Here is a 6,292-nt window from a genome sequence, read left to right on the forward strand (position 1 = left end):
TTCATCCTATATTCCTCTCTTTCTAGTAAAATCTGAAATTATTTCATCTATATTCATCTGTTGCACAGCTTCTCTTGATGATTTCATATGTTTTTCAATCTTCTTCTTTTCATCTTTTCCTGCTTTTAGTTTTTCAGCATCTTCATGAAGAAGCTTTGCTTGGAATAATTTCTTTAATATATCATCTTGAACTACTGAATAATCTGCATCTGAATAGCTATATTCTTCATATGTAAGTTCGTCTGCTTTTCGCATAATCTTATCATATAAAGTTTGAGAATCATCATCTCTTTTTGCAAATTTTGTTTTAGTTTTTTGAATTTGAGACATAATATCTGTAAGTTGATTTTTATAGCCTTGAATTTCTAATTTTTTAAATTATTGAAAAGGTAGTTTTTATGAAAAATAAACATATTGTAATAGTTAGTTTGATTTTACTAACTATTTTAACAATGGGTGCTGCCAGTGCATCGGATTTGGATGATGGGCTTGCAGTTGATGATTCAGGGGATGATTTATCAGTCTCTTCTGTTGATTCGTATGTAATTTATGAAAATAGTGGAGATTTGGTTGCTGATGATTCAAGTGATCTAATCTCAAGTGATAATCCTAAGGAAATTGATTCAAAGAGCATATCCAAGAATTATCTTAGTGATGGAAATGAAACCATTTATATAAATGATACTGGTTATGGAAATGGCTCTTATTTTGATAATGAAACTTCTTTAGATAATGGTACTGATTTTGGTAATGGTACTGATTTGAATGGTACTGATTTTGGTAATGGTACTGATTTGAATGTCACTGTCTTAGAGTCCATTCTTAATGTTTCAGCATCAAATATTGTTTATGGTGAAATTGGTGAAATTAACATTATATTAACTGATTCTAATGGTAATTTGATTAATGGGACTATTGATGTGTTTTTAAATGATCGTGAGGTTTCTTATGATATCGAGGGAATGGACATACTGTCTCTTGCAAATCTGCCGGCTGGTGAGTATAATTGTACTGTAATATTTAATGGCAGTGCTTATTATTCTTATTCTTCAGCTAGTACAAGTTTTGTTGTTTCTAAGGCTCAATCTCTTTTGTCTGTTAGTGTTGAGGATATTTTTTATGGTGAGGTTGCTGTTGTTTCAGTTTCAGTGACTGATCTTAATTCCAATCCTGTTTCAGGTATGGTGATTTTGGCTTTGCCTGATTGTAATGCCACTGTGGGTGTGGTTGATGGTTTTGGATCATATTCCGCTTCAGGTTTGGATGTTGGTAATTATAGCGTTATGGCAATCTTTTTAGGTGGTGAGAATTATCTTGGTTCAAGCAACTCCACTGTCTTTGCTGTCATTGAAAATGATGTGGGCAATGAAACTAATGTCACTGTCTTGGATTCCGTTATAGCAGTTTCTGCAGAGGATATTGTTTATGGTGAAGATTGTATAATTGTTATCAGTTTAACAGATGTTAACGGCAGTCCTATTGATGGAACAGTTGAATTCGTTTTAGATGGTAATGCATATGTGTTAGATATTGCTGATGGAGTGGGACAGCTTGTTTTGTCTGATTTGAATGCCGGTGCTTATGCATTAAATGCAATTTATTCAGGTGATGAAAACTATGCTTCTTCATCAGTATCAAATGTGATTATAGTTCAAAGAGTAGATACCATTCTTGATCTTTCAGTAGATGTTGATGATGGAATTACAGTCATTGTCCACTTATTTGACATTAATGAAAATCCTGTTTCAGGAAATCTTGAGTTATATTTCGATGATTGTGCATATACAGTAGAAACTGATGAAGAGGGTTTAGCTTATTTAGAATTGGAAGAACTTGAGCCAGGAGAATATGTGCTTGTTGCTAATTATCCTGGAGACGATAATCACCTAAATACAAACATGTCTGTGACTTTTGAAATTGAAGATGATGATGAAGGTGATGATGATGAAGGTGATGAGGATGAGACAATCGTCACTCCTGAAAATTTCTTTGACTTCTTTGATGAAAATGGTCTAATGACTACCGAAGCTCGTTTTTTAGTCTTTGAAGGTGAATTCTCTGCATCAGAACTTTATATATCTTCCATAACAATCAATGATGATGTTAGAATTGAGGGTAGAGATGCTGTATTGAATGATACTCGAATAATCATTGGTGAAGGTGTAGACTGTGAAATTAATGATTTGGTCTTAAATTATGCCGGTGACGGTGATTTAATTTATGTTGGAGGAGCATCCAGTTTTGTCTTTAAAAATAACCTGATTGATTACTCTTCCAGTTCAAACCTTAGCTGTGCAGTGAATATTACAAACTGTGACTTTGTGGATGTAATTGGCAATAGCATTGACATCTATGGCCAATCTTATGTTTACGGTATCAATATTGATTCAATGGACTTTTATATTTATTCTAATGCAATAACTGTTGATTCTGAATATTATGCTTCAGCAATAAGCATTAACGGTCCAAGTTTAGGGGATGTAATGTCCAATAATATTAATGTTAGAGCAGAAAAGATGGCCTATTCAATCAATACCAATCCTGAAGGAGGTCTTCAGGTAAGGTATATTGATAATGAGATTTGGGCTCGTTCATACTTTGCTGTAGGTATTTATGACGATTCAGAAGAAATAAGAAACAATAACATTGAATTGGAAGCAAATTATGCTTATGGTATTGTAGTGCTCAGTGGAGGAACTCTTGTTAAAGGCAACCAAGTCACATTGGACACTACAAATGAAGGTGATGATGATGATGTCAGTGATGCTGAGCTTGAAATTGGAACTGCAGGCATTGTTGTAAAAACAGATTCTGAAGATTTAGTAACTATAACTGGCAATGATGTTGATTCAAACGATCAATCAGTTTCATTGCTTTCAGGAAGTTCTGAAATTACAGACAATAAGTTAAACGGATATGTAAATGTTGAAAGTGAGGGCAATACCATTTCAAACAATAAAATTTTCACTGATGAGGAATATGCCATTGTCATATCCTCTTCCGGAAATGAAATCAGCAACAACAAGCTGGTTGCAGATGGAAATGAGGGAGATGATGCTGTAAATGATGAAAATGGTGAAAATGATATTGGGGACAATCGTGGAAGACAAATATTAACAGAAGGTGATGTCACCATAGAAATAGTTGAAGATGAGTTCTATTATATGAATGATGAGGAAGCTATTGTTATGCTTACCCTTCCTGAGGATTATGAAGGCTGCATTGTCATTACAGGTCCTGGTGTTGGAGATTTATTTGAGAAAGAATTAGATGATATTGAATATGAATATGAATATGATGATGGATTCATTACTTATTACATCTATCCTGCAGACCTTGATTATTATCCTAATATTTATGAGATTACTGTCAGATTCTTTAATGTTGATGGTGATGTTGATGTTGAGTTTACTGGAAGCATGTATCTCTATGATGATTATCAAGTGTATGATGAAGATGCTGTTACCATAGAAATATTCGGTTATCTTGTTAATGCTCATTCTGATGAGGATACTATCGTCCAAGTGACTGTTCCTAGTGAATATGAAGGTGCAATTTCCATCATGCTTTATGATGATTATGATGAATATACAATATTGGATTGGGCTGTGGATGAGTTTGAAAACTATTTTGAAGATGATGGATACATAAGTTATATCATCCTTCCTGCAGATCTGGATTTATTCCCTGGATATTATGAGATATCCGTCAGATATTTTGATGCTGATAATGATTATGAGGTACGTTTCGATGGATTTATCCAATTGGATGAGGATGATCAGTATTATTATGATGAGGATGCAGATGTGGGAATTAAAATCTATGATGTGGCTTTTTATGACAGTGATGATGAAATCGTTATAGTGACTGTTCCTAGTGACTATGAAGGAGTAATCTCCATTTTTGTTTGGGATGAAGAGGAAGCAATATTCTCAGCTAATTTGGAAGACTTGGATAAGTTTGATGATGAGGGATATGCCGACTATTTCATTTATGCAAGCAATCTTGACTTAGGCCCTGGATATTATGATATTGAAGTCCTATTCGAAAATGACCTTTATGAGGTTCGTTTTTCAGGAATTATTGAATTGTATGAAGATGAATGGGATTTTGATGGTGACTTCGGTTATGATATTTATGATTTTGTTAGCCTTAATGATGAGGATGCCCTTTTTATTTGGCATAATGGCAATATAGATGAGGGCAGAATCGAAATCACTGTTGATGATAATGACCCAGTTACAAGGGATCTTGATGAAGATTATGATGATCGTTGGACTATTGATGATTTAGGAATTGCTGAAAATGGAATTTACACCATAAGTGCAAAATATGTCTCTAATGATGAGGAGCAAATCATCTTTGAGGATAAAAAATTGTATGTAAGTGATATTCAAGTTAGAGCTGGGGATTGGAGTGTCTATGTTGATGACCCATTGTTTGTTTTAGCAATATATGGTGCAGGTGATGATACCAGTATTTCTGTAGATGGTTCTGATTCTGTTTCAGGACAAAGATTGCCTAATAGGGGTCCGCTTGTTTGGTATCTCTCTGATTTGGGAATAAGTTCTACAGGGGAATATGATCTTACACTTCACTTGTATGATGAGGATGGCAATTTGTTTGCTGATTATCCATGTGCCCTAGATGTAATTGGAATTGGAGAGGAATATTACAGATTAGTTCATAATATTGATTGGGACTACTTCACTTCAAGCACTCCTGTAGCAGCTTTATACTGTCCTGAAGGTAGTGAAGGTGCTATAAACATTGAAATTTATTATGCTGATGAGGATGATGATGAATATCTTGATTATGAACTTTTATATGTCATTGATGATGAGATAAGCGCTTCCGATATAGATGATTTCAAAATCTGGACTTTGGCTGATTTAGGTATTAATGAACCTGGCTGGCATTACGGAGTTGTCATTAAGGATTCTGATGATGAAATCATTTTTGAATTCGAATTCGGTGCAATGCTTTATCACGCAATCGATATATTTATTGATGGTGAGGCAGGTCTTAATTATGACTGGCTCGTTAATATTAATTCTCCTTTAGATAATGATGGTGAAGTCATTCTTATGATTGGTGATGAGGTCTATTTCAATGATACATTGAAGAATTTGGCTGCAGAATTTGGTGAAAACGGCAACGACATTAATTATCACTTTGGTCCAGTTAATTTTAACATCACCATTGCTCCAGGTCACTATGATGATGTAATGGTTTACTATAATGGATTTGATGGATATAGGACTGACAGTTCTGTGAATGAGGATAATCCAAGTTCACTTGACTTCGTCATTGATTATGATTTTGATTGGAATGTTAGGGGTGTTTATTATGAATACACAGATGATGGTGTCATAGATATTTGGTATAATGATAATATAAATGGCGGCAGATTTGTAATCATTACAAAAGATGAAGATGGCAATGAATACACTTCCTCTTATAAGGATTATAATGAAGACCATAATGACAGATGGGAACTTAATGAACTCAATATTCCTAATGCTGGAGAATTTTCATCTATTGGAAAATATAATCTGACATTAAAATACATATCTGATGATGATAATGAGATTATTCGTGATGATAAAATATTACAGATTCTTGCCATCTGTCCTAAATATGATGAGTATGTTGATATGGACTGTCCATATCCTGTACTTGTAATCGAACAAATCAGTGATGTGACTGAAATTAGGGTGAATGGAGATTTAATAGAATCTGAAGGTGTAAAAGTACCTACTAGAGGCTATGTCGCTTGGGATTTATCTGATTTAGGAATAAGTTCTGCTGGTGAATATATAATTAGCATAGACTCCTATGATGCTGAAGGCAATTTCCTTTCCAACTTTGAATATGTCTTATATGTAAATGATCCTGAACTGGATAATGATGGTTTCAGAGTAATTGTAAACTTCTATTGGAATTATATATTAGATACTCCAGTATTCGGTTTATACTGTCCTGAAGGTTCACAAGGCGATATAAGCATAGAGGTTTATGGTCCTGATGATAATGAAGCTCTTTTAAATACAGTTTCTGATTCAATATCTGCATCTGATATTGGCAATATTAAATCCTGGACTTACGGTGATTTAGGACTTGATATTAGCGGTGAATGGCATGATTATAGATTTGTAATCAAGGATGGTGATGGCAATATCATTAGAAATGCTTGGGATGATGAAATCGGTGAAGTATATAAGTCAGGTTTTTTCCTTCATCCTATAGATTATATTGGGGTTGAGGAAAACACTTTCCTTAATGATCAATG

2 protein-coding genes are annotated in these 6,292 nt (G+C 34.0%); one reads left to right on the forward strand and one right to left on the reverse strand.

Annotated features, from left to right (window positions below):
* Positions 1 to 6: 6 nt before the first annotated feature.
* The gene (locus Q0138_RS09300; RefSeq protein ID WP_297983854.1) at positions 7 to 330 is read right to left on the reverse strand and encodes a hypothetical protein; all 324 of its coding nucleotides are present in this window, start codon (positions 328 to 330) and stop codon (positions 7 to 9) included.
* Between the two features lie 68 nt (positions 331 to 398).
* Between Q0138_RS09300 and Q0138_RS09305 the strand changes: the two genes are divergently transcribed.
* The coding region (locus tag Q0138_RS09305) for an Ig-like domain-containing protein (protein ID WP_297983857.1) at positions 399 to 6,292 on the forward strand (5,894 nt) is incomplete at its 3' end.

Source organism: uncultured Methanobrevibacter sp. (genome assembly GCF_937906425.1).
Lineage (GTDB): Archaea > Methanobacteriota > Methanobacteria > Methanobacteriales > Methanobacteriaceae > Methanobrevibacter.

What these genes read in the sequence shown, in the direction of transcription:
- Q0138_RS09300 (WP_297983854.1), bottom strand. Translation starts at nt 330, where the DNA reads ATGTCTCAAATTCAAAAAACTAAAACAAAATTTGCAAAAAGAGATGAT.